23 protein-coding genes and 1 pseudogene are annotated in these 22,887 nt (G+C 71.1%); 10 read left to right on the top strand and 14 right to left on the bottom strand.

What is annotated here, in order from left to right; genetic code table 11:
• Nucleotides 1–10: 10 nt before the first annotated feature.
• A complete protein-coding gene (locus CIW48_RS21820) occupies nt 11–373 on the bottom strand; it encodes a PRC-barrel domain-containing protein (protein ID WP_149312640.1) in 363 nt (120 codons plus the stop codon).
• Nucleotides 374–541: 168 nt separating this feature from the next.
• Here CIW48_RS21820 and mepA point away from each other — a divergent pair, with 168 nt between their 5' ends.
• Together mepA and CIW48_RS33410 are read left to right on the top strand one after the other, a co-directional pair.
• Nucleotides 542–1,462, top strand: a complete 921-nt coding sequence (gene mepA, locus CIW48_RS21815) for a penicillin-insensitive murein endopeptidase (protein ID WP_149312639.1) — start codon at nt 542–544, stop codon at nt 1,460–1,462.
• A 165-nt stretch (nt 1,463–1,627) separates the two neighbouring features.
• Nucleotides 1,628–1,795, top strand: a complete 168-nt coding sequence (locus CIW48_RS33410) for a hypothetical protein (RefSeq protein ID WP_173009348.1) — start codon at nt 1,628–1,630, stop codon at nt 1,793–1,795.
• Between the two features lie 3 nt (nt 1,796–1,798).
• Here CIW48_RS33410 and msrA read toward each other — a convergent pair whose 3' ends face one another.
• Nucleotides 1,799–2,455 (bottom strand): peptide-methionine (S)-S-oxide reductase MsrA, encoded by a 657-nt coding sequence (gene msrA, locus CIW48_RS21810; protein WP_149312638.1) that lies wholly within the window; start codon nt 2,453–2,455, stop codon nt 1,799–1,801.
• Nucleotides 2,456–2,642: 187 nt separating this feature from the next.
• Here msrA and CIW48_RS21805 point away from each other — a divergent pair.
• Nucleotides 2,643–3,017 (top strand): annotated as a pseudogene (locus tag CIW48_RS21805) (PAS domain-containing protein); the annotation flags it as partial.
• A 236-nt stretch (nt 3,018–3,253) separates the two neighbouring features.
• Here CIW48_RS21805 and CIW48_RS21800 read toward each other — a convergent pair.
• The gene (locus CIW48_RS21800; protein ID WP_020091308.1) at nt 3,254–3,574 is read right to left on the bottom strand and encodes a hypothetical protein; all 321 of its coding nucleotides are present in this window, start codon (nt 3,572–3,574) and stop codon (nt 3,254–3,256) included.
• Between the two features lie 197 nt (nt 3,575–3,771).
• Here CIW48_RS21800 and CIW48_RS21795 point away from each other — a divergent pair, with 197 nt between their 5' ends.
• Nucleotides 3,772–4,449, top strand: a complete 678-nt coding sequence (locus CIW48_RS21795) for an HAD family hydrolase (protein ID WP_149312637.1) — start codon at nt 3,772–3,774, stop codon at nt 4,447–4,449.
• A 407-nt stretch (nt 4,450–4,856) separates the two neighbouring features.
• Nucleotides 4,857–5,144, top strand: a complete 288-nt coding sequence (locus tag CIW48_RS21790; RefSeq protein WP_149312636.1) for a hypothetical protein — start codon at nt 4,857–4,859, stop codon at nt 5,142–5,144.
• 8 nt (nt 5,145–5,152) lie between these two features.
• Here the strand turns inward: CIW48_RS21790 and CIW48_RS21785 are convergent, their stop codons facing one another.
• From CIW48_RS21785 to argH, 3 genes are all read right to left on the bottom strand, one after another.
• A complete protein-coding gene (locus CIW48_RS21785) occupies nt 5,153–5,872 on the bottom strand; it encodes an invasion associated locus b family protein (RefSeq protein WP_149312635.1) in 720 nt (239 codons plus the stop codon).
• 108 nt (nt 5,873–5,980) lie between these two features.
• Nucleotides 5,981–6,262, bottom strand: coding sequence for a hypothetical protein (locus CIW48_RS21780; protein ID WP_149312634.1), 282 nt, complete (start codon nt 6,260–6,262; stop codon nt 5,981–5,983).
• A 287-nt stretch (nt 6,263–6,549) separates the two neighbouring features.
• Nucleotides 6,550–7,929, bottom strand: a complete 1,380-nt coding sequence (gene argH, locus CIW48_RS21775; protein WP_149312633.1) for an argininosuccinate lyase — start codon at nt 7,927–7,929, stop codon at nt 6,550–6,552.
• 42 nt (nt 7,930–7,971) lie between these two features.
• On the opposite strand from argH, the gene CIW48_RS21770 reads away from it, so the two are divergent.
• Genes CIW48_RS21770 through CIW48_RS21760 form a run of 3 tightly spaced genes read left to right on the top strand, consistent with a single transcriptional unit; the run spans nt 7,972 to nt 11,718 of the window.
• Nucleotides 7,972–8,613, top strand: a complete 642-nt coding sequence (locus tag CIW48_RS21770) for a TlpA disulfide reductase family protein (RefSeq protein WP_149312632.1) — start codon at nt 7,972–7,974, stop codon at nt 8,611–8,613.
• Between the two features lie 54 nt (nt 8,614–8,667).
• Complete coding sequence (nhaA, locus tag CIW48_RS21765) at nt 8,668–9,900, top strand: Na+/H+ antiporter NhaA (protein ID WP_149312631.1); 1,233 nt, start codon at nt 8,668–8,670, stop codon at nt 9,898–9,900.
• 60 nt (nt 9,901–9,960) lie between these two features.
• The gene (locus tag CIW48_RS21760) at nt 9,961–11,718 is read left to right on the top strand and encodes a carbamoyltransferase C-terminal domain-containing protein (protein WP_149312630.1); all 1,758 of its coding nucleotides are present in this window, start codon (nt 9,961–9,963) and stop codon (nt 11,716–11,718) included.
• 66 nt (nt 11,719–11,784) lie between these two features.
• Here the strand turns inward: CIW48_RS21760 and CIW48_RS21755 are convergent, their stop codons facing one another.
• The 4 genes from CIW48_RS21755 to CIW48_RS21740 form a co-directional block, all read right to left on the bottom strand.
• Nucleotides 11,785–12,123, bottom strand: coding sequence for a hypothetical protein (locus CIW48_RS21755; RefSeq protein WP_246695361.1), 339 nt, complete (start codon nt 12,121–12,123; stop codon nt 11,785–11,787).
• A gap of 208 nt (nt 12,124–12,331) precedes the next feature.
• A complete protein-coding gene (locus CIW48_RS21750; RefSeq protein ID WP_149312628.1) occupies nt 12,332–13,009 on the bottom strand; it encodes a haloacid dehalogenase type II in 678 nt (225 codons plus the stop codon).
• 71 nt (nt 13,010–13,080) lie between these two features.
• Nucleotides 13,081–14,607 carry a murein biosynthesis integral membrane protein MurJ gene (gene murJ, locus CIW48_RS21745; protein ID WP_091785076.1) on the bottom strand — a complete coding sequence of 509 codons (1,527 nt, stop codon included), beginning with the start codon at nt 14,605–14,607 and terminating at the stop codon, nt 13,081–13,083.
• Nucleotides 14,608–14,937: 330 nt separating this feature from the next.
• Nucleotides 14,938–15,537 carry a superoxide dismutase gene (locus tag CIW48_RS21740; RefSeq protein ID WP_091718287.1) on the bottom strand — a complete coding sequence of 200 codons (600 nt, stop codon included), beginning with the start codon at nt 15,535–15,537 and terminating at the stop codon, nt 14,938–14,940.
• A 301-nt stretch (nt 15,538–15,838) separates the two neighbouring features.
• Here CIW48_RS21740 and CIW48_RS21735 point away from each other — a divergent pair, with 301 nt between their 5' ends.
• A complete protein-coding gene (locus tag CIW48_RS21735) occupies nt 15,839–16,717 on the top strand; it encodes a hypothetical protein (RefSeq protein WP_149312627.1) in 879 nt (292 codons plus the stop codon).
• Between the two features lie 24 nt (nt 16,718–16,741).
• Here the strand turns inward: CIW48_RS21735 and CIW48_RS21730 are convergent, their stop codons facing one another.
• The 4 genes from CIW48_RS21730 to CIW48_RS21715 all read right to left on the bottom strand — a co-directional run bounded on the left by CIW48_RS21730 (nt 16,742) and on the right by CIW48_RS21715 (nt 21,438).
• On the bottom strand, nt 16,742–18,457 hold the full coding sequence (locus tag CIW48_RS21730; protein WP_149312626.1) for an HWE histidine kinase domain-containing protein: 1,716 nt from the start codon (nt 18,455–18,457) through the stop codon (nt 16,742–16,744).
• 171 nt (nt 18,458–18,628) lie between these two features.
• Nucleotides 18,629–19,366 carry a tRNA (guanine(46)-N(7))-methyltransferase TrmB gene (locus tag CIW48_RS21725; protein ID WP_149312625.1) on the bottom strand — a complete coding sequence of 246 codons (738 nt, stop codon included), beginning with the start codon at nt 19,364–19,366 and terminating at the stop codon, nt 18,629–18,631.
• A 313-nt stretch (nt 19,367–19,679) separates the two neighbouring features.
• Complete coding sequence (gene metK / locus CIW48_RS21720; protein WP_091785093.1) at nt 19,680–20,858, bottom strand: methionine adenosyltransferase; 1,179 nt, start codon at nt 20,856–20,858, stop codon at nt 19,680–19,682.
• A 172-nt stretch (nt 20,859–21,030) separates the two neighbouring features.
• A complete protein-coding gene (locus tag CIW48_RS21715) occupies nt 21,031–21,438 on the bottom strand; it encodes a helix-turn-helix transcriptional regulator (RefSeq protein WP_091785208.1) in 408 nt (135 codons plus the stop codon).
• Between the two features lie 577 nt (nt 21,439–22,015).
• Between CIW48_RS21715 and CIW48_RS21710 the strand changes: the two genes are divergently transcribed.
• The gene (locus tag CIW48_RS21710) at nt 22,016–22,882 is read left to right on the top strand and encodes a thermonuclease family protein (protein ID WP_149312624.1); all 867 of its coding nucleotides are present in this window, start codon (nt 22,016–22,018) and stop codon (nt 22,880–22,882) included.
• The last annotated feature ends 5 nt before the right edge of the window (nt 22,883–22,887 follow it).

Below are 22,887 nucleotides of genomic sequence, written 5' to 3'. Positions count from 1 at the left end.
CGGCGCGTTCCTAGATGCCCCAATAGGGGGCTGCGTCGTAGTAGCGGTGGATCTGATCCTCCCAGGCCCCATCCTCGGCCGGATCGGTGCCCTCCGGGGTGCGGGCCGGCGCGGCGCGCAGCTGCGCTTCCGTGACGTCGACCACGTAGGCGTCCTGGCGCGGCTCGAAGCGCAGCACCGACCAGGGCAGCGTGTAGAAATCTTCGCCGAGGCTGAGGAAACCGCCGAAGCTCATCACCACGTAGGCAACCCGACCGGAGACCTTGTCGAGCATCAGCCGCTCGATCCGCCCGACCCGGCCCCCGTCGGGCCGGCGGACCTCCGTCCCGACGACCCGATCGCTGGCGATCAGGCGGCGGGGCGGCTTGCGCATGGGATCTGCCGTGCCGGGCCGACCGCTTGCCGTCATCCTCGCCTCCCCGGCCGGTTCGCGCGGCCGTTTCGCGCGCCGCAGCCTGCTGCCCGAAAAACGCCCTGCCCCTGAGCGACGTTCCGGCGGGCACCCGCGCCCGCCCTCTCCAGACGGACGAACAGCCCCCGCATGCCGACGCCGCGTTTCGCTCAGAGCCTCGCGCTCGCCGCCCTGCTCCTGCCCGCCGCCGCCCAGTCCCAGGACCGCGGCAGCGTCAATCCGAAACCGCTGCCGCCCCTGGAGCATCCCGACGCACCCTCGACACCCGCCAAGGCCCTGTTCGGGCGCGTCGCCAAGGCGGCCGCCGGACCGGCTCACATCTACGGCTTCTATGCCAAGGGCTGCTTCTCCGGAGGCGAGGCGCTGCCGCTGGACGGTCCGAACTGGCAGGTCATGCGTCCCTCCCGCAACCGGATGTGGGGCACCCCCTATCTCGTCGACTTCATCGAGCGCCTGTCGCAGAAGGCCGTCCGGGTCGGCTGGCCGGGCCTGCTCGTGGGCGACATGGCGCAGCCCCGGGGCGGCCCGATGATCACCGGCCACGCCTCGCATCAGATCGGCATCGACGCCGATGTCTGGCTGACGCCGATGCCCGACCACCGCATGAGCCGGGCCGAGCGCGAGGAGACCTCGGCCACCGACATGGTCCGCCCTGACCGCCTCGATATCGATCCGGAGGTCTGGACGCCGACCCACCTGCAGCTGATCAAGATCACGGCCGAGCAGCCGGAGGTGGAGCGCATCTTCGTCAACGCGGCGATCAAGAAGGCGCTCTGCCGCGACGCCGCGGGCAGCCGCTGGATGTCGAAGGTGCGCCCGATGTACGGGCACAACTACCACTACCATATCCGGCTTTCCTGCCCGGCCGGCCAGGAGGATTGCCAGCCGCAGGGTGCGCCCCCCGCCGGCGATGGCTGCGACGACCTCGGCTACTGGTTCTCGGACCGGGTGCTGTACCCGAAGCCGCCGAAAGTGCCGCCGAAGCCCAAGCCCGCCATGACCATGGCGGCGCTGCCCTCCGCCTGCCGGGCGGTGCTGAAGGCGCCCTAGACCAAGGCTCCTGGCTTACAGGCGCTCAGGGCGCGTCCGCAGCCCGGCCGACCGTCGGCGGCCCGATCGCCCGCTGCGGTCGCGGCGGGCCTACGGGCTGGTCGCCGCGGAAACGCGGCGGTTGCGTCACTCGGCGTGTCGGCTTCGATGTGCTAACGCATCCGGATGCCCCGCTGGCTCTTCATCCTCCTCGCGACCGCTGTCGCCCTTTCGGTGCTGGGCAGCGTGCTGATCGTACTCCGCAGCCCGAACAGCACGCCGCCCCTGCGGGGCAACGCCGTCAACGCCCCGGCGCCGGGCCTAGCGGCGCGACCCGACAGCCGGAGCCCGTGAGGCTCAGGCCGCGACGCCTGTTCCCACCGGGCAGCTGACGCCGGTGCCGCCCAGGCCGCAATAGCCGGCCGGATTCTTGGCAAGGTACTGCTGGTGGTAGGCCTCCGCGAAGTAGAAGTGCTCCAGCGGCTTGATCTCGGTGGTGAGGTCGGGAAAGCCGCGCGTCCGCAGTGCCTCGGCATAGGCCGCGCGCACGGCCCGGGCCGTGGTCTCCTGCTCGGGGCTGACGGTGTAGATGCCGGAGCGGTACTGCGTGCCGACATCGTTGCCCTGACGCATGCCCTGCGTCGGGTCATGGCTCTCGAAGAAGGTCCGCAGCACCGCCTCCAAGGGCAGGACCGCCGGATCGAAGGCCACGAGCACGACCTCGTTATGGCCGGTCTGGCCGGTGCAGACCTCCTCGTAAGTCGGGTTCGGCGTGTAGCCCCCGGCATAGCCGACGGCCGTCACGAACACCCCCTCGGGCAACTGCCAGAACCGGCGTTCGGCCCCCCAGAAGCAGCCGAGCCCCAGCACGATCGTCTCGGTGCCTGGCGGATAAGGCCCCTTGAGCGGTTTGCCGTTGACGAAATGCGTCTCGGCGGTCGGGATCGGGGTCGGACGTCCGGGCAGGGCGTCGGCCGGGGCCGGCATCTCTGGACGTTTGCGGAACGGGAACATCGGCTTGCCTTCCGGTCTCGAGCTCCCGCTCGATATGGGGAGGCGGGAGCCGCCGGGAAAGCGTTCGGCGCCCGGCAACCCGGATCCGCGACGCAAGACTGGACCTCGGGGCTAAGTTCCAGCTTGTATCCGCGAGAGACAGTGATCGGAGTGCCGCTCTGCGCGGCGTGGGGAAGGGCGGATCCGGATGGAAACGGGCGCAACTGCCACGAGCCACGTGCCGGACAACCTGAAGTCAGAAGCGCACCCGGGCAATCCATTCGCCGCGGCCGTGCGCGCGACCCGGATGCCGATGATCATCACGGATCCGGCTCAGCACGACAACCCGATCGTCTTCGTGAACAACGCCTTCCTGACGCTGACCGGCTACACCCGGCTGGAGGTGATCGGCCGCAATTGCCGCTTCCTCCAGGGCCCCGACACCGAGCCGGCCTCCGTCGATCGCCTCCGCGAGGCTATCCGGCGGGAGGATGACGTCCGGGTCGACCTCATCAACTATCGCAAGGACGGTTCGACCTTCCAGAACGCCCTCTATGTCGGGCCGGTGCGGGATGAGACGAACCGGGTCATCTACTTCTTCGCCTCGCAGTTCGATGTCAGCGAGCGCTACGCACTGGCCGCCGAGATCGAGCGGCTGAAGGGCGCGCCAGCCGAGGGCCGAGGCCAAGCTCGCGGGCCGCTAGCGCGCTCCGCGGGACTGGACGCCATCTCGGCGCAAAGAGCGTGCGCCAAGAACAGGGACTTAGAGCCGGGCCCGATTGCAACGCGATCGGCCACGGTTCTCGGTCGCGCCGAAGCTCAGGGCTTCGTCAGGAACCCGATGGGCTCGCGGCCGGGCTGGCCGAGCCAGAGCAGCACCGCGCCGAGCCCCAGGCCGATCAGGGAGGCCGGTGCCAAGGTGAGCGGCAGGCCCAGGATGTGCCAGAGCCAGGGTGCCGCCCCCTCCACGCTGCCCTGCAGCGCACTGGCCTTGTCCTTGAACAGGGTGGCGATCACGTCGGAGAGCGGCGTCACCCGCAGGCCGTTATTGGCGATGGAGCGGGCGCCGTCATAGACCAGCGCGACGAAGCCGCCGGCCATCAGCAGGAAGCCCAGGACGCGGGCCAGGAAGCGGAACATCGCGGGGCCTTCTGAGCCTTGCCTTGCGGGCCGAGTGAGCTGTGCCGGCGCGTTCGAGAGCGCCCGCCCCGGGAGTATGGGGCCGGGACGCAAGGTGCAAGCGCCCGGGCTGAGCGGCGATACGCGCCGTTGCCGGACCTTCGCCCCCGTGCCACAGGCTCGCCCGACGGCGGCGGGCCGTGCGGGAACGGTCGACCTTGGACGCAGGCGCGAACAACCTCGACCTCGTGATCTTCGATTGCGACGGCGTTCTGGTCGACAGCGAGCCCCTGAGCCTCGCCTGCCTGACGGCCGGGCTCAACCGGATCGGTGTGGAGATCGACTTCGCCACCGTGCGGACGCGCTTCACCGGCACGGCGATGCCCTCGATCATGGCGCATATCGCCCGCGATTACGGCGTCACCGCCCCGTCCGGCTTCGTCGAAGCGGTGAAGGCCGAGACCCTGGCGCTGTTCGACACCGAGTTGAGAGCGATGCGCGGCGTCGCCGAGGCGGTCGCCGCCATCGGGCTGCCGGTCTGCGTCGCGTCGAGCAGCGATCCGGTCCGGCTGCGCCATTCCCTGACCCTGACCGGATTGCTGCCCCTGTTCGGCGACCACGTCTTCTCCTCGACGCAGGTGACCAGGGGCAAGCCATTCCCGGACCTGTTCCTGTTCGCCGCCGCGCGCATGGGCGTCGCCCCATCCGCCTGTCTCGTGATCGAGGACAGCATCCCCGGGGTCAGGGCGGCCCGGAGTGCCGGCATGCGGGTCGCGGGCTTCACCGGGGGCGGCCATTGGGGGCACGACCCGGCAGGAGCCGGCCTCGTGGAGGCCGGCGCGAGCCGGATCTTCTCGGACTTCTCCGACCTCGCCGCGGTGATCGCCGCAGCCTGACCAATTCCGCCTCTCCGAAGGCTGCCCGGAACCGGCATCCTGCCAGGCGGGCACCGAAAATCGGAAGGCCGTTCCGTTGACGGTGCGCGGTGCCGCATCCATCTTCAGCGATGCCGGCCCGACGGCGCCCACCCGGCGCTCGACCGGGTCGGCCGCGGTGATTTGAGAAGCGTAGCTTGCCCCGCGTGATCAAACGCTAAAGCACTGCGACGGCCCCGCGCCGCGCGGTCCTTCAGTCTGGAGGACGTCCGATGGTCCCTCGAACACCATCCCTTCGATCCCTGCTCCTGACCGTGTCCTGCTCCCCCGCCGCTCGGCGGCGCTGTCGACGTTAGCCCCGTCGGCCCTCCGCAGCAGTCAACGCGATCCGGCACGGCGACAGGCCGGCCCAGGGAGTTTCCAGTCCGATGAACAATCTCGCAGAGTACCCGCTCGAAGACCGTCCCAATTTCGCAGATCCGGCCATCGGCCCTGCCGCACCGGCCCGGGTGATCGAGATCGGTGAGGTGACCGCCGGGATCGCCGTCCCGGAGGGGCGCGGCGTCCGGTTCTTCTCATCCGCGCGCGATTTCGACGGCCTGGATGGCGCCGTGTTCCGCACGGCCGAACAGGCGGCCCGTGCGGCCCGCGCGCGCATGAGCGCCCGGACCCGGTCACCCGCGCGGGCGGGGCGCCCGGCGCTGCGCCGGGCCTGAGCCGCGCGCTACTTGCTGCACTCGTCCCGGGTGCGCTTCATGGCCTCCGCGAACCCGCCGAGCGCGTACTCGTCGTTCGTCGGGTTCCCACGCAGCGAGGTCGTCTTGATGATCAGCTTGGGGTTGCGGGCGCTCATCTCGGAGACGACCCGCGCCTCCTCGGACGGATTCTGCAGCCAAGCATTGCCGTCCTTCACCACGAGGCCGAAGCGGCTGGCACCGAGATTGAGGCTCGGATCGGTGGGCGCGGCCGCCGAGCCGGGCTTGACCTGGGAGGCCGCGGGCTTCGACGGGAAGCCCAGCATCACCGCCACCTCGTTCTGGACGTTTTCGCCCTTGCGCACGCTCACGAACAGGTAGGCCGTGTCGCGCTTCAGGGTCTTAGGCGAACGCGCCTGTGGCTGGGCGATGGCGTAGCAGAGCTTATTGCGGCCATCACCGTTCACGAACACGTTCCAGTCGCCGAAGATCGCCACCGGAGTGGCCTGCTGCATCCCCGGCGGGGTCGCGGCCTTCTCGGCGCGCCTGGTCCGCTCGCGGCCGTGCCGCCGCCCGCGCCGTGCCGGGCCGGCATCCCCACCGCCCGCATCGGGGGCGGCCTCCTGGGCATGGGCTGCCGTCGCGGACAGGGAGGCGACGCCGAGCACACCCCCGGCGAGGCCGGAGACCAGCCCGGATGCGAGCAGGGCGAGAGCTCCGACCGGGAGCGAGCGGGAGACGCGAACCATCTTCACTTCCTGACGACGGGCGGCTCCATCAGGAGCCGGACCGGGGATCGGGATTAGTGAAGCTTGCGTAAAACGTCGGCAAGATGGCGACGCAGGATCTGTCGAAAATCAGACCGCGCGCGCTTCCGCCGCCAGGGCCGCGATAACTCCGGCCGGTACCGGCAGGGGTTCGAGCGCCTGACCGGCAGGCACGGCGATCGCGTTCGGCTGGGCCGGCGCGGCGCGGCTGCGGGGCGGATCGTTGTAGGGCGTGTTGTAGCCCTTGCGGACCGCGGCCCAGTAGGACTCGCGCGTCAGGCCCGAACCGGTCAAGGCGGCGTCGATCATCGCCGTGGCATGCGCCGCGAAATCCGGCACATTCTCCGTGTTCAGCCAACTCTCGACAGGCATCCTGCGAACTCCGATCCACACGGCGAAGCTTGTAGCTGAGCGGACTTAGCCAGATGGTGAACGCGCGGGCGGGCCGAGGGTTGCAATGCACAATTTTGATGGGCGCTGTGGATGAGCGGGCGCCCGGCCTCCGGTCCGGGGAAAGCGCGCCGGGCCCGGAACCGGAATCGGCCCGACGGATCAGGCCGGGTTCCGAATTCGGCCGCCAGTCTCGGCCCCCGCGCTGTGAACCGACCAGGTCATGCCCCTACTCTGCCATCCGCCGGTCGCCGAGGGGGCGCGGCGGCTCAGCCCAGCCGCTCGATCCAGGCCTGCGCCTGCTGCCGGACATTGTCGGGCGCGGTGCCGCCGTAGCTGGTGCGGCTCGCCACCGAATTCCCGACGCCGAGCACCGCGTAGACCGCATCGGTGATCCGCGGCTCCGCTTCCTGCATCTCAGCGAGCGACAGCTCTTCCAGGCCCACCCCCTTGGCGGAGGCGGCGCCCACGAGCCGGCCGGTCACATGGTGGGCCTGCCGGAACGGCAGGCCGAGCTCGCGCACCAGCCAGTCGGCGAGGTCGGTGGCGGTGGCGTAGCCGGAGCCGGCGGCCCGGGCGAGCACCTCGGCGTTGGGCTCCAGATCCTGCACCATGCCGGTCATGGCGGCGAGGCACAGGGACAGGGCCTGGAGGGCGTCGAACGTGCCCTCCTTGTCCTCCTGCATGTCCTTCGAATAGGCGAGCGGGAGGCCCTTCATGACGATGAGCAGGCCGGTCAGCGCGCCGATAATCCGGCCGCTCTTGGCCCGCACCAGCTCGGCGGCGTCGGGGTTGCGCTTCTGCGGCATGATCGACGAGCCGGTGGTGAACCCGTCGGACAGGCGCACGAAATTGAACTGGGCCGAGGTCCAGACCACCAGCTCCTCGGCGAAGCGCGACAGGTGCACGGCGCAGATCGAGGCCGCCGCCAGCGCCTCCAGGGCGAAGTCGCGGTCAGCGACCGAATCAAGGGAGTTCGCGGTCGGCCGGTCGAAGCCGAGGGCCGCCGCAGTGGCGTGCCGGTCGATCGGGAAGGAGGTGCCGGCGAGCGCCGCGGCGCCGAGCGGGCACTCGTTGAGTCGCGCCCGGGCGTCGCGGAACCGGCCCCGGTCGCGAGCCAGCATCTCCACGTAGGCGAGGCAATGGTGGCCGAAGGTCACCGGCTGGGCCGATTGCAGATGGGTGAATCCCGGCATCACGGTGCCGGCGTGCTTGAGCGCCGTCCGGCTGAGCGCCCGCTGCAGGTCGGCGGCCTGCTGGTCGAGGGAATCGAGGGTGTCGCGCACCCAGAGCTTCATGTCGGTGGCGACCTGATCGTTGCGCGAGCGCGCCGTGTGCAGGCGCCCGGCGGCCGGGCCGACGATCTCGGTCAGCCGGCTCTCCACGGACATGTGGATGTCCTCGAGCTCGCGCTTGAACACGAAGGTGCCGGCCTCGATCTCGTCACGGACGGACTTGAGCCCAACCTCGATTGCGGCCACATCCTCCGCCGGCAGGATGCCGGCAGCGCCCAGCATCGCCACATGCGCCAGCGAGCCGCGGATATCCTGGGGCGCGAGGCGCTTGTCGAACCCGATGGAGGCGTTGATCTCCTCCATGATCTCCGCCGGGCCGCTCGCGAAGCGGCCGCCCCACATCCGGTTGCTCATGTCGATCCTTCCGCGCCCTGACCGTCCCGAGAGCCGAGCCTGATGCCCGGCCGCACGCCCATCCTGGCCGGCGCGGGCGTCGCCGCGCTCGCCGTCCTCGGCCTCGCCCTATACGGGAGCGGTCTCCTGCCCGGCAACACGGGCGGCGCCCTCCAGCCCTGCGCCGCCGCGAAGCCCGCGCTCGCCCGGGTCGACACCGCCGCGAGGGGCGAGGTCGCCGCCATGCAGGCCCTGCCGCAGGCCCGGCCCGCACCGGACATCCGGTTCAAGGGGCCGGACGGCGCCGAGACCGGCCTCGCCGACCTCAAGGGCCGGCTGCTCCTCGTGAATCTCTGGGCGACGTGGTGCGCGCCCTGCAAGGCCGAGATGCCGGCCCTAGACCGGCTCCAGGCGCAGCTCGGCGGGCCCGACTTCCAGGTCGTCGCCATCAACGTCGACACGCGCAATCTCGAGAAGCCGCCGGAATGGCTGAAGCAGGCGGGGATCCACGACCTCGCCTTCTATGCCGATCCCGGCGGCCGCGTGCTGCCGATCATCCAGCGCGACACCCAATCGCCCGGCCTGCCGACCACGATGCTGATCGACGCACAAGGCTGCACCATCGGGGTGATGAAGGGGCCAGCCGCGTGGTCCAGCCCGGACGGGCTGGCGCTGATCCGCGCGGCCCTGGGGCGGACGTCGTAACGGCGGCGACCCCGAGCTTGCACACGCCGCTGATGCGCGGCAAGGCCTGCCACGATGACGTCCCCCGCCCCCGACAGCGCTCCGCCGAGCGCGCGCGCGCGCCCCCTCTCGATCATCCGCACGCTGCTCGCCGGCGAGGCGGCAGGCGGGCTGATCCTGATGGCGGCGGCGGCCCTGGCGCTGGTCGTCGCCAACGGGCCGCTCGCCGAAACCTACGCGCACGGGCTCCACGCCGCCCTCGGGCCTATGAGCGTCCAGCACTGGATCAACGACGGCCTGATGGCCGGGTTCTTCCTGCTGGTCGGGCTCGAGATCAAGCGCGAGGCGCTCGACGGGCGGCTGCGCACCTGGCCCGACCGGGTTCTGCCCGGCTTCGCAGCGCTCGGCGGCATGGCGGTGCCGGCGCTGGTCTATGCTCTCGCCAATCTCGGCGCCGGCACCCTGCGCGGCTGGGCGATCCCGGCAGCCACCGACATCGCCTTCGCGCTGGGCGTCCTGGCGCTCCTCGGATCGCGCGTGCCGGTCTCGCTCAAGATCTTCCTCAGCGCCGTCGCCATCGTCGACGACCTCGGCGCCGTCGTGGTGATCGCCCTGTTCTACAGTTCCGGCCTCGACCTCACCATGCTGGGGCTTGCCGCCCTGGTGGTCGCCGGCCTCTACGGCCTCAACCGGGCGGGGATCGGGTGGCTTCCGGCCTACGGGCTCCTCGGAATCGTGCTCTGGGTCCTCGTGCTGCGCTCCGGGATCCACGCCACGATCGCGGGCGTGCTGCTCGCGCTCACCGTCCCGATCCGGGTGAGCCCCGGCCGGCCGGAGGACGCGCACTCGCCCCTGCACCGGCTGGAGCACGCCCTCGCGCCCTGGATCACCTACGGGGTGGTGCCGGTCTTCGGCTTCGCCAATGCGGGCGTGGATCTCTCCGGCTTCACCCCCGAGGCCCTGCTCCAGCCGGTGACGCTGGGCATCGCGGCCGGGCTGTTCCTGGGCAAGCAGGCCGGCGTGTTCGCGAGCCTGCGGCTGGCGGTGGTGCTGGGGCTGGCCAAGCGCCCCGCCGGGGCCGCCTGGGGGCAGGTCTACGGCGTCGCGGTGCTGTGCGGCATCGGCTTCACCATGAGCCTGTTCATCGGCGGCCTCGCCTTCCCGGATCCGGAGCACGAGACCGCCGTGAAGCTCGGCGTCCTCGCCGGCTCGGCCCTGTCGGGTCTCGCCGGCGCGGCGATCCTGCTGCTGGCCAAGCCGCGGATGGACAAGCCGCGGATGGACAAGCCGCGCGGGGTCAGGGCTTAGCGGCGCTTCTCGCACGTGCCGGGATCCGCTCGGCCCGAAAATGCGCTAGGCCGCGTCGGCATGCGCTTCTATCTCGGCCTCGCCACCACCTTCCACGACCCGGCCCTCGCCCTGGTCGGCCCCGACGGCACCCTGCTCTTCGCCGAGGCGGCGGAGCGCGCACTCCAGTACAAGCGCGCGCCGAACTGCGAGCCGGACGCCCCGGCCGTGATGGCGGCGCTGCTGAAGGACCATGTCCCGCCGGGCTCCGAACTCGTGATCGCCTCCACCTGGGGCCCGCAATTCACCGACTTCCTGCGGGGCCAAGCCGGCGCCGGCTCCTTCGACCTCCTGGCGCTTTCGGCCCACACCACGGCGCTCAACCGCTCCTTCGTGCCCGAGCAGGCCGAGCGGGTGTTCATTGCCGACCTCCACGGCGCGCAGGAGCGGGCCGGGCACGGCACCCTGCTGGCCCTGAACCAGGAGGCGCGGATCACCGGCGCGGCGCCCCGGGCGACGATCGCCGGGCAGCGGCGCTACCCGCACCACCTCTGCCACGCCGCCTACGGCCTCTGGGGCAGCCCCTTCGACACGGCCACCGCCCTGGTGGTCGACGGCATGGGCGAGACCGGCGCGGCGGCGATCTACCGCCTGGAGGGCGGCCGGATCACGGAGCTGCGTCGCCACCGCGGACGCGGCTCGCTGGGCTTCCTGTACGGGCTGATCACGGATCTCGCCGGCTTCGACCAGGTGAAGGGCGAGGAGTGGAAGATCATGGGGCTCGCCCCCTACGGCCAGCCCGATCCGGACCTCACCGCGCTGCTCGGCCGGCTCTGTACGGTGGAGGGTCACCGCCTGCGCTATGCGGATGCGGAGACGATCCGCGCGGTCGCCGCGGAGATCCGCGCGCGCCGTCCCGCCGACGCCCTGGAGAGCGGCTGGGCCGACCTCGCCCGCTGCGGCCAGGATCTTTTTGGGACCCTTATGGACGCACTGGTGGCCGAGGCCTACGCGCTGGCACCGTCCGAGAACCTCGTGATCGCCGGCGGCTGCGGGCTGAATTCCTCCTATAACGGCCGGGTGCTCGGCCGGTCCGGCTTCAGCCGGCTGCATGTTCCCTCCGCGCCGGCGGACGATGGCAACGCGGTCGGCGCCGCGTGGCTCGCCTACGCGGAGGATCATCCGGGCTGGACCGGGCCGCCGCCCGCGCAGCGCCCGCTGACGCCCTATCTGGGCTCCCGAGTCTCGACCGGCGCGATGGAGCGGCTCGCCGAGCAGGAACCCCGCGCCCGGCGCGTCGGCCACGCAGCGGCGACAAGCGCGGCGGCGCGGATCCTGGCCGAGGGCGGCCTCGTCGGCTGGGTGCAGGGCCGGGCGGAGTTCGGGCCGCGGGCGCTCGGCAACCGGTCGATCCTGGCCGATCCGCGGCCAGAGGGCGCCAAGGACGCCCTCAACGCCAAGGTGAAGTACCGGGAGGCGTTTCGGCCGTTCGCACCGTCGATCCTGGCGGAGGCCGGGCCGGACTGGTTCAGGGATTACGCCGACAGCCCCTACATGGAGCGCACCCTGGTCTGGCGCGAGGCGGTCCGCGCCCGCGTGCCGGCGGTGGTCCACGCGGATGGCACCGGCCGGCTCCAGAGCGTCACGGCTTCGCGCAACCCGGCCTACGCGGCCCTGATCGGCGCCTTCGCGGCGATCACCGGCGTGCCGATCCTGCTCAACACGAGCTTCAACGTGATGGGCAAGCCGATCCTCCACAGCGCGGAGGACGCGATCCTGATGTTCTACACCAGCGGCCTCGACGCCCTCGTGGTCGAGGATTGGCTGGTGGTGAAATGAGACGCGCCGCGCCCCAAAGGGGACGCGGCGCCGATCGCGCGGGCGCGACGGTGACGGAGCGGTGACTTACTCGCAGACCTCGACGCGGCGGTAGGTGAACTCGCCGTCGCCGAGCCACTCCTTGCGGCGCTCGTAGTGGCAGATCGGGCCGCGGCGCTCGCGCACCACGATGGTCTCGGGCTCCTCGACCACGACGCGGCGCGGGCGGTACTCCGGCGGCGGCGGGTTCGCACCGTTGACGAGGGCGCTGCCGACCATGCCGCCGACGACGCCGGCCGCGAGGCCGCCGACGATGGCACCGGTCTGGTCGCGGGCGGTAGCCGGGGCGACCGCCCCGAGCACCAGGGTCGCGGCGAGGGCTGCGGCCCCAGCGCGGATCGTCGTGAAGGAACCGTTCAAGGACACGCGCAACATCTCCCGTTCGTGTTGAGGATGATCCAACACCGGGAGGATTAAGAATCCCCGAAACGGGCCAATTGAATTGTGTGCCGGATATGGCGGCGCGAGATCGCCACGGGCTGCTGCAAGGCGCTCCCCGTCCTTGCGAACACCGACGCGGCGACCCGCGCGACGTCACTGGTCCTCGGATCGGGGAGGCTGAGCGGGCAGCCCGTCAGAGCAGCCCGTCGAGGGACTGGACCACCACGGTAGGCGCCAGATCCGTGTACTCGTCGGGCAGGCCCTTGCGGTTGACCCAGGCGGTCCGGAATCCGAAGGCCGCCGCCCCCGCCACGTCCCAGCGGTTGGACGAGCAGAACAGCACGCCCCCCTGCCCGACCGCCAGCCGGGTCAGGGCGATGCGGTAGGCGTCGGGATGGGTCTTGAACACCTGCGCGTCGTCCACCGAGAGGACCGCATCGAGGTGGTCGGCGAGCCCCGCCGAGGCCACCGCCCGGTCGACCATGGCGGCATTGCCGTTGGTGAGGACGGCGGTGCGGATCCCGCGCTTGCGCAGGGCCCCCAGCACGCCCGGGACCTCCGGATAGGCCTCGAGGTCGCGGTAGGCGTCGAGGAGCCGCTCGCGCAGGGCGGGATCGACGTTCGGGTGGACCGCCAAGGCGTAGTCGAGGGCCCGAACGGTGAGGTCCCAGAAGGCGGCATACCGGCCCATCAGCGACAGGGTCCAGCTGTATTCGAGCTGCTTGTTGCGCCAGACCTCGGAGAGGTGGGCGGCGTCCGGCCCCACCGCCTCGGCGTAGCGCTGGACCGCGGCGTTCACGTCGAACAGCGTGCCGTAGGCGTCGAACACCGCGGCCTTCACGCCCGCGAGGGGTCCTGGTGCGTCGGTCATGGCGTTCCTCACTGGGTGCTCTCGCCCGATCTGGGGCCGGACCCGCGCGGCGGCGAGCCCGGCCGGGTCATTCAGGCCCGGCGCAGGCGCAGGCCGAACAGGTGCAGCAGGCCCGCCAGCAGGCCGCCATAGACCAGCGCGCCGGCGAGCCCCAGCACCGCCAGGACGACGAGGTCGCGCCCGTGCGGGAGGGCCGGCACCAGCGCCTGGACGAGATCCTGGCCGTAGACGGCGACCGCCGCCAGCCCGAGGCAGGCCAGCGCCACCCCCGCGACAGTGAGCCCGAGGGTGCGCCCCGGCGCCGTCCAGTTCCGGCGCTTGGCCAGGACGACGAGCAGAAGCAGGTTGACCCACTGGGCGACCGCGGTGGCGAGCGCCAGGCCGGTGACGCCGTAGGGGCCGGTGAGCCACAGCTTCAGGGCGACGTTGACGCCGATCGCGGTCAGGGAGGCCCAGAGCGGCGTCTTCGTGTCCTGGCGGGCGTAGAAGCTCGCCACGGCGCTGCGCACCAGCACGACGGCCGGCAGCGCAAAGCCGTAGGCCGCCAGCACCGAGGCCGCCCGCGCCGTATCCTCGGCGCTGAAGGCGCCGCGCTGAAACAGGGCCGCCATGATCAGGCCCGGGATGGTCAGGAACGCCACGGTGAACGGCGCCGAGAGGGCCAGGGAGAAGCCCGCGGCCCGGTTCTGTGCCGTATGCGCACCGGCGACGTCCCCGGCGGCGATCCGGCGGCTCATTTCCGGCAGCAGCACGGTCCCGGCCGCGATCGCGATGACCCCGAAGGGGAGCTGGTAGAGCCGGTCGGCGTAATAGAGCGCCGAGACTGCCCCGGTGGGCAGCCAGCTCGCGATGATCGTGTCGGCGAAGGTGGCGATCTGGAAGCCGGCCGCGCCGATCACCGCGGGCCCGAGCACCGTGAAGAAGCGTTTCAGCGCCGGATCGAGGCGCGGGACGGCGAGGTCCGGCATCACGCGGGCCCGGCGGCAGCCCCACCACAGCAAGCCGAACTGAAGCACGCCCGAGACGGCGACGCCCCAGGCGGCGGCGTAGGCCGCGTTCGGGAACAGGAAGCTCAATCCTAAGGCCGCCAGCATGGCGAGGTTGAGCAGGACCGGGGCGCCCGCCGCCACGGCGAAGTGCCGGTGGGCGTTCAGGATGCCCGACAGCAGCGTCACCAGCGTCATGAACAGGAGGTACGGGAAGGTGATGCGGGTCAGCGCCACGGCGAGCTGGAAGCGCTCGCCGTCCTCGGCGAATCCCGGCGCCAGGGCGTGGACCACCCAGGGCATGGCCGGCAGGGCGAGGTTGAGCAGCACCAGCTGCACGATCAGCATCAGGGTGAAGACGCGGTCGGCGAAACGGTGCGCCTCGCCGGGGGAGCCGGCCTCCGCGAGCCCGGCATAGGCGGGCACGAAGGCCGTGTTGAACGCCCCCTCGCCGAAGATCGCGCGGAAATGGTTCGGCAGCCGGAAGGCGACCACGAAGGCGTCGGCCATGGGCCCGGCGCCCATGATTGCGGCCATCACCACGTCGCGGGCGAAGCCGGTGACGCGTGAGACCAGGGTCCAGCCGCCGACGGACAGGATGGAGCGGATCATGGGTGGGGCCGTTGACCGGAGGTCCGCTCCGGCCATTTCGGGCGCGCAGTTTCGGACAACGAGGCCGGCCGCCCGGATGCGAGACGGAGCGCGCGCCCCCGCTCCCGTGTGGGAGCGGGGGCGCGTCGCGCCTTGCACGGACTGAAGCGCGGAGGCGCCTGTCTCTGCGGAGATGGGCGTGCGGCGCGCGGTGTCGCGGTAGCGCAGTGAAACGAAATGGCCGGCCCCTTCTGCACCGGGTCATCCGGCGTCGGGCGCATCAAGAGCCGGTTTCGTGCGCCACCTCAAGGGTGCCGCGGACACAGGATCCGCGGCACCGGCGGAGAGGCCTCAGGCGGTCGCCTCGGCGTACATCTTCTCCACGTGCTCCCAGTTCACGAGGTTCTCGATGAATGCCTTGAGGTAGTCGGGCCGGCGGTTGCGATAGTCGATGTAGTAGGAGTGCTCCCACACGTCGACGCCGAGGATCGGCTTGGCGCCGTGGACCAGCGGGTTCTCGCCGTTGGGGGTCTTCATGATCGCGAGCTTGCCGTCCTTGACGGCGAGCCAGGCCCAGCCCGAGCCGAACTGGCCGACGCCCGCCTGGATGAAGTCCGCCTTGAACTTCTCGGCGCCGCCGAGATCCTCGTCGATCTTCTTGGCGAGCGCGCCCGGGATCGCACCGCCGCCATTCGGCTTCATCCACTGCCAGAAGTGGATGTGGTTGTAGTGCTGGCCGGCATTGTTGAAGAGCGGCTGATTGGTGTTGTAGGCGGCCTTGACGATCTCCTCGACGCTCTTGCCCTGGAGATCCGTGCCCTCAAGCAGCTTGTTGCCCGTATCGACATAGGCCTTGTGGTGCTTGTCGTGGTGGAATTCGAGGGTTTCCTTCGACATGTACGGCCCCAGCGCGTCGTAGGCGTAGGGCAGTTCCGGCAGGGTGAAGGTCATCGCGTCTATCTCCGCTTAGCAGGGGGCGGCCTCGTCCCCGGCGGGGGATCCCGAGTCGAGAGCCCGCTAGGTAAGTCGGTGGCCGCAAGACGGCAACGCCGTTCCGCCGCGGCGGCGCGGGAAGTTCCGGGATCGCGGACGTGCGGCGGCGGGCCAGCCGTCTCGGAGATAGCCGGGCGAGATCCGAACTATTCGGGTTTCCCGAACATCTCGCCACCGCGTTTTGCAATATGCCGGCTAGGCCTTACTGTGCGACACGCCTTGAGCGCCGGCCGTCAGCCGGCCCGTGTCAGAGAGAATCATGATCGCTGCGCTGTTCGCGCTCGCCGCCGCCATGATCATCGGGGGCTGCGCCGCCGTGATCCAGGGCTTCCCGTACGTGCGTCTGGAGAGCGGGCTCGCGATGGTGATCGCGGGGTCCGTCGCGGCCTCGTCGGGTGCGGTGCTCCTCGGCCTCGGCGTCGTAGCGCTCGGTTTCCGGCGGGTCGAGCGGGCGATCGGGCGTGTCCCGACGGCCGGCGAGCGGCATGCCGCTCCGGCCGCCGCTCCGGCTTCCGCCGACGCGGACCGGAGCCGGCTGCCGCCGCTCCTGCCGGCGGCGCCCGCCTTCATCGTCCCGTCGGTGGTCGAGCCCGCCTTCGATCCCGAGCGTCCCCGGATGGAGCCCAGCCTGGAGCTCCGGGCCGACGAGGCTCGCACGGCCGTTCCGGAGGCCGCTGCGGTCGAGGCCGCGAAGCCGGCCCCGGTCGAGCCCGAGCCGGTGCATGCGGTTCCGCCTGTCCTGGCGCCGGAGCCGAGCCTACGGCTCGAGACCGGAGCTCCGAAGGCCCAGAGCGCGATCGCTCCCGAGGACGATCTGTTCGCCGCGCCCGAGCCGCCTCCGGAACCCCGGGAAGAGGTTCGGGAAGAAGTTCGGGAAGAGGTTCTGGAAGAGATCCGAGCGGAGTCGCCATCCCTGCGCCCGAGCCTCGACACGGCCCCCGAGCCCGAGCCGGCCCCGAAGCTCGCCGCGCGGACCGTGGTCGGGCGCTACGCCTCGGGCGGCAACACCTACGTGATGTTCGAGGACGGCTCGATCGAGGCGGAGACGCCGCAGGGCCGCTTCACCTTCGCGTCGCTCGACGAGCTGAAGGCCTTCGTGGATGGCGGCGGCGAATCCGGGACCCGCGGCGCGGCCTGAGCCTCCGTCAGGGCGGAGACGGCGTCACACCAGCGGGTTGAGGCTGTCGTTGCGCGGCGGGATCGGAGCCCGCATGGTCAGGGAGAAGCCGCCGGGGGCGTAGTCGGTCGTCACTTCGGCCTGGACCTGGGTGATCAGGACGCGCTGCAGCAGGCGCGAGCCGAAGCCCTGGCGGCTCGGCGGGGCGACCGGAGGGCCACCGGTCTCGCGCCAGGAGAACCGCAGGATCCCTGCCGGCCCACCGGACTCCATGGACCATTCCACCGCCACCCGCCCGGTGCGGTTCGACAGCGCCCCATACTTCGCGGCGTTGGTGGTGAGTTCGTGGATCGCCATGCCGATCGGCACCGCGATTTCGGAGGGCAGATCGATCGCCGGCCCGTCCAGGCTGATGCGGCCCTCGGCGCCGCCATCCGGCGCCACCTCCGCATAGGGCTTGAGTTCGTTGCACAGGAGGTTGGCCAGAGACGCCGTCTGCCATGTGTCCTCGGTGAGGACCGAGTGCGTGTGCGCCAGGGATTTGATCCGTCCGACGAACGCCTCGTAGAAGCTCTCGATGTTCGACGCCGTCCGCGCGGTGGAGCCCACGATCGCCTGGACGGTGGCCAGGGTGTTCTTCACCCGGTGATGCAGCTCGCGGATCAGCAGGCTCTGGCGCTCCTCCGCGACCCGGCGGTCGGTCACGTCGGCGACGACGCCGATCAGGCGGCGCGGCAGGCGGCCGGGAGCATCGCGCTCGAACCGGCCGGCCATGTCGATCGTGCGCCACGCACCGTCGGACTTGCGCCGGATCCGGCCGCTGATGTGCAGATCTCCGTCCTCCCGCAGCGCGTTGGAGATCGCCCGTCGGACCGCGGGGCGGTCGTCGGGGTGGAGGATGTCGTTGAGAAACTCGGTCTTGCCGATCGTCCCGTCCTCGGGCGCGTGCCCGAAGATCTCGTACATGTGCTCGTTCTCCCAGATCGCCTGATCCTCGAGCATGTGCCACTCGAAGATGCCGAGCTTGGCGACCGTGGTTGCAACCCGCAGGCGCTGGTCCCGGGACAGGATCTCGTCCCGGGCCTCGACCCGCGTGGTGATGTCCTGGAGGACGCCGACCATGCCGGCCAGCGCGCCATCGGGGCCTGGCACGGCCTGCCCCCGCACCCGCAGGATCACGGTCCGGCCGGTCACCGTCGTGGCCGTGTCGAACTGATACGGCTCGCCGGTTCCGTCCGCCTCGGCGATCAGCGCACGCAGGCGCGCGAGTTCCGGCTGAGACAGGCCGGCCTTCAGCTCCTCCCACGAGACGGAGCGGCCCGGCGGCCGCCCGAGGATGCGCGCGGCCCGGCGCGACAGGGTGAGAAGGCCGGTCGCCCGGTCCCAGCGCCATTCCCCAAGCCCGGCGGCCGCCAGCGCCTCGCGATTCGCCTCGGAATGGGCCGCCGCGTCCACGTCGACCGACTCGATCACCAGGGTCCGGCCGGTGCGCCGGACCCGCACGTCGAGGGGGGTGCCGTCCGCTCGGCGCCAGAATTGGAGACCGTCCCGGAGCCCCTCCGGTCCCTCGTTCAGGAGGTCGGCGGACTTTCGCCCGGACAGGGTGCCCGCCGGCCATCCGAGCAGATCGTGCAGGGCCCGGTTGGCGGCAACGATTCCGACATCGTCCGAAGACAGCACAACGAGGCCGATCGCGGCCTCGTCGAAGCCGGTGCGAAACGGGTCCACCGCCGCCGGGTCCTGCCCCACCCTCTCATTCACTCGGAAGAATCCTCGAACGTGCCGTGGCACGCTCCCGCCGGAGATGGGCCCCCTCCCCCGCGATCCGGAACCGCGATGGGCCCTCAGGATGGCGATCGAGCGTGACTGTGGCAAGGCGTTCCGGTCAGCCTGCGGCGACCGGGCACCCGCCCGGTGCGATCGGGACCGGGTTCAGCGGGGGCGGCGGGCAAATTCCAGGTAGGTGGGCCGGCGGCCGGCCTCCAGCGCCTTGGCCTCGTAGCGCGTGCCGGGCCAGCCCCGAAAGGGCTGCGTCCAGTCCCGCTCGCCCTGTGCCGTCCAGGTCAGGAGAGGACAGCGCGCGGCCCGGACCAGCGTCCAGCCGGCATAATCGTCGATGTCGCTGGCAAACCGAAACAGGCCCCCATCCTTCAAGACGCGGCCGATCTCGGCGAGGGAGGCATCGGAGACGAACCGGCGCTTGCGCTGCCGCCGCTTGGGCCAGGGATCGGGGTAGAGCAGATAGACCCGATCGAGGCAGGCATCCGGCAGCCGCGCCAGGAGGGCGGTCACGTCCTCGTCGCGGATACGGACGTTGCGCAGCCCGTGCGCCTCGATCGCCGCCAGCAGCTTGACCACGCCGTTGACGAATGGCTCGGCGCCGATGAAGCCGACGGTCGGCTGCGCGGCCGCCTGGGCGGCGAGGTGCTCGCCGCCGCCGAAACCGATCTCCAGCCAGAGCGCCTCGGGCGGCGCCGGCATGGCCGGGAACAGCGTACGTGGATCGAGGGGCCGGTCGTCCGGCGGCAGGTCGACCCGCAGGGCCGGCAGCAGCTCGGTGAGCCGGCGCTCCTGCTCGCCGCGCAGGCGCTTGCCCTTGCGCCGTCCGAAGAAGGCGCGCTCCGGCTCCTCAGCCACGTGGGAGGAGCGTCCAGTTGGGTCGGTGTCCACCGGCTCAAATCTACCTTGGAGAGGGGACGCGACCCGTTCCCGGGCACCTCGGGCGTCAGCGGAAGGTGGTCCGGGACCGGGCGCCCGACACGCCGCGAAGCGGCACCCTTTGACCGCGCGGCAGCCGCGAGCAACCTTCTCCAAGCCGGGCGCTTCGCGTCGTCCTGTTCCGGGTCCCGGATCGCACTTCGCTGACGCTTCATGCGCCCGGGAAAGGGGCCGCGCTGAACGCACCGCCCATCCCTGTTCATCCCGCCCCGGTGTGGCGCCGGTTTTCGGCCTGCGCGGGGATGATGCAGCGTGGAGCTCGCCCTCAGGCCAGCGCCGACTTCAGCTTGCCGGCGAGATCGGTACGCTCCCAGGAGAAGCCGCCATCGGCCTCCGGGGCGCGGCCGAAATGGCCGTAGGCCGAGGTGCGCGCGTAGATCGGCTTGTTGAGGCTGAGCGCCGTGCGGATGCCGCGGGGCGACAGGTCCATGGCGTCCATCAGCACGGCTTCGAGTTTGGCCTCGTCCACGTTCCCCGTGCCGTGCAGGTCCACGTAGATCGAGAGCGGCTTCGAGACGCCGATCGCGTAGGCGAGCTGGATCGTCGCGCGGCTGGCGAGACCGGCTGCAACCACGTTCTTGGCGAGGTAGCGCGCCGCGTAGGCCGCCGAGCGATCGACCTTGGTCGGATCCTTGCCGGAGAACGCGCCGCCGCCATGCGGTGCCGCGCCGCCGTAGGTGTCGACGATGATCTTGCGGCCGGTGAGGCCGGCATCTCCGTCCGGGCCGCCGATCACGAACTTGCCGGTCGGGTTCACGTGCCAGGCCGTGCCCTCGTTGACCCAGCCCTGCGGCAGGGCCTTGAGGATGTAGGGCTCGACGATGGCGCGCACGTCCGCCGAGTCGAGGGACTCGTCGAGGTGCTGCGTCGACAGGACGATCTGGGTGACCTCGACCGGGCGACCGTTCTCGTAGCGGACCGTGACCTGGCTCTTGGCGTCGGGGCCGAGCTTGGCGGCATCGCCCTGACCGGCCTTCCGGGCGTCGGCGAGATCCTTGAGGATCCTGTGGGCGTAGAAGATCGGCGCCGGCATCAGCTCGGGCGTCTCGTCGGCGGCGTAGCCGAACATGATGCCCTGGTCGCCCGCGCCCTCATCCTTGTTGCCCGCGGCGTCCACGCCCTGGGCGATGTCGGCCGACTGGGCGTGCAGGTAGATGGCGACGTCGTTGTTCTTCCAGTGGAAACCCGACTGCTCGTAGCCGATATCCTTCACGGCCTCGCGGGTCAGGGCCTCGAGGTCCTTGAACGTGACCGAATCGGGGCCGCGCACCTCGCCGGCGATGACGATGCGGTTGGTCGTGGCGAGCGTCTCGACTCCGAGCCGCGCCTCGGGCATCGCCGCGAGATAGGCATCGACCACCGTATCCGAGATTCTGTCGCAGACCTTGTCGGGGTGTCCCTCGGACACGGACTCGCTGGTGAACAGGTAGTTGGAACGCGGCATCGGACGGCCTCAGTTTCAGAGGTACGCCGTCGCGATCGCGGCGTTGACCCTTCATGGGGCCGGGGTTCTCGCACCCGACCGGAGCCCGGTCAAGACGGAGGAACGAACGGATCCGCTATAACGGACAAAGCGACCGAAAAAACGACCGGCCTCGCGCGATAGGCCGGCGGCCTCAGCCGCCGAGCTTGCTCTCGAGGGCCCGGATGGCGTCGGCCACGTCGCGGCGCGCCTCCTCGGAGAAATTCTCGGTGATGTGGCGGCCCACGACTTCCGCCAACCCCTTCAGCCCCCCCTCCGACAGGGCGGATTGCTCGCGCTCGCCGAAGCCCGGTGCGATGAAGTCGTCGTTGCGGGGCATGCCCTTGAAGAAGTAATCCATCGGCACGCCGGTCATCCGCGAGAAGATGTCGAGATGTACGGCGCTGATCCGGTTGGTGCCCTTCTCGTACTTCTGGAGCTGAGCTGCAGACATACCGAAGCTCTGCGCGACGCGGCGCTGTGTGAGCGACGCCTTCCGGCGCTGCTCGGCGATGCGTTGCCCGACATAGACGTCGCGCTGATCGGTCTTCTGGCCCGCCATGAAGTGCTCGTCCACCCCCGCCATGAATCCTGGCGGCAAAGCTTAGCGCGGCCCTCGGTACTTGTCACCGGCGGGCAGCCGACGTGGTGGACAAATTGCGCCCGGCTCTGCGGCCGGAGAGATCTGCAAGACGAGAAAACTTGGTGTCCCCGGCAGGGCTCGAACCTGCGACCCCAGGTTTCATACCACTTCGGCTTTCGCCGCCGCGTCCCGAAGGTCCGCGTTCGTGGCCTGGACTATCCCTTCACCGTGGACTGGACTGCATCCAGCCGTTAGGTGCCGCCCGTCTAGTCTCTACACCTTCCCGCAGGACGCCGGGGCGCCGCGCGGGCTTGGCTCGGGATTGGCAGAGCATCGGACGCCTGAGCGCCGATGCCGGAAGCGTTCCCCGACTTTGAGCGGATCCGTCGCGTGGTTTCCCGGCGCGACGCCCAATTGAACCTCTTTAGGAAACCTGTGCTCTGTCCAGCTGAGCTACGGAGACAACCGCGGGCTCCATAGCATTCTCCCCAGCCGAGGCCAACCGCGCTCGGTGGAGGGGCGGCGGTGTCGGGGCCCGCGATCGCGGGGGTGTTCGATGGGCAGGATCGGGGGTTCGGGCGGGCGGCGGCGGGCGGCGGCCTCGCGGGCGGTGCTCGCAGCCATGCTCGCGGCCGCGCTCGCCACGATTTCGCCGAGCCCGACACGGGCCGCGCCGCGGACCGGCCTCTCCGATTGTGCCACCGGGCCGGCCCGTGAGGAGGTCGTGGCGGGGATCGCGCCCCGGGGCGAGATCCGCCTGGCGTCGGGCCTCCGCGTGGTGCCTGATTCGCTGCGGTGGCCGGACGCACCGGAGGCCGCATCCGCGGCCCAGGCGTGGCTCGAGGACCGGCGGGGCGCCCGGGTCACGGTGATTCCACGCGGGCAGCCCGATCGGTGGGATCGGCTGCGGGCCGATCTGCTGATCCCCGGGGATGAGGGGGATCTGGCGGCCCGCCTCATCGAGGCGGGGCTCGCATTCGCGGACCCGAACGAGGCCGAGGCGCTCTGTCGGACCGCCCTGCGCCTCGTCGAGGCCGCCGCCCGCGCGCGCGGGCTCGGCCTCTGGGCCGCGGCGCTCCCGGCGGCGCAGGACGGCCCGGCGCTCCGGGCGAAGGCCGGGCACTTCGTGGTCGTGGAAGGCCGCGTCCGCCATGTCGGCGAGCGCGGCGCGCGCACCTATCTGGATTTTGCGGCCCGCGGCAGGGACGGGCTCACGGTGACCGTATCGAAACGCACTTGGCGAATGATGCGCGCCCGTGGTTTGAGTGCGGCCTCGCTCGAAGGCCGGCGCGTGCGGGTGCGCGGTCTCCTGGAGGTCCGGCGCAGCCCGACCCTGGAGGTCGCGACCGACGGGATCGAGCCTCTGGACGAGGCGGACCGGCCGGAGGCCGGTTCGGACGAGGAACGGGGATTGCGGCGCTGATCGCC

Source organism: Methylobacterium sp. P1-11 (assembly GCF_008329595.1).
Classification (GTDB): Bacteria; Pseudomonadota; Alphaproteobacteria; order Rhizobiales; family Beijerinckiaceae; genus Methylobacterium.
The sequence above is the reverse complement of the archived record's forward strand: the minus strand, read 5'-3'. Positions and strand labels throughout refer to the sequence as shown.